The sequence below is a fragment of the Candidatus Nitrosotalea sp. FS genome, assembly GCF_011319475.1.
GTDB lineage: Archaea > Thermoproteota > Nitrososphaeria > Nitrososphaerales > Nitrosopumilaceae > Nitrosotalea.
On the sequence record NZ_RCMC01000133.1, the window covers coordinates 1 to 497 of the forward strand.

General features: G+C 42.5%; 1 protein-coding gene. It reads left to right on the forward strand.

The annotated features are described in order from the left end of the window. Positions 1-497, forward strand: a 497-nt coding sequence (locus DYY66_RS04745; protein WP_394352575.1) for a hypothetical protein, incomplete at both ends; no start/stop codon positions are given.

A 497-nucleotide genomic window follows, 5' to 3' on the forward strand; every position in this document is an offset into this window, starting at 1 on the left:
CAAGACAAAAGGAAATGATGATAACGGTAACGACAAGGACAACAAAACCAAGATGAACGGATTTCCAACTGCGACAAGCTTTACTGCTACATTGCCAAACGGAACCCATCTGACATTTGGTTTCTCAAATGGAACAAACCCAGGCCAACAAATATCTGCATTCATACACAAGATACGTGATGCATTCAAACAACAAGAAACTCTAGCCAAGCAGAAGATCAAGGACTGCAGAGAAAAGGCAAGAGATGCAACAAACCCTGCTGACAGAAAAGCCATCATGAACCAATGCAAGGCAGAGCTCAAGCAAGTCAACCAGAAATTCAGGTCAGAGCACAAACTGTTCCAACTTGACTTTAAACAGTTCAGAGAAACAGTAATTGGAAACAACCAGGAAAACCATGAAAAATCAGAAAAAGACAACGGCACCAAGATCCACAACACAGCTCAGGTGATATCGCCACATGGACTGGAAAAGTCACATGGACAAAACACCTCAC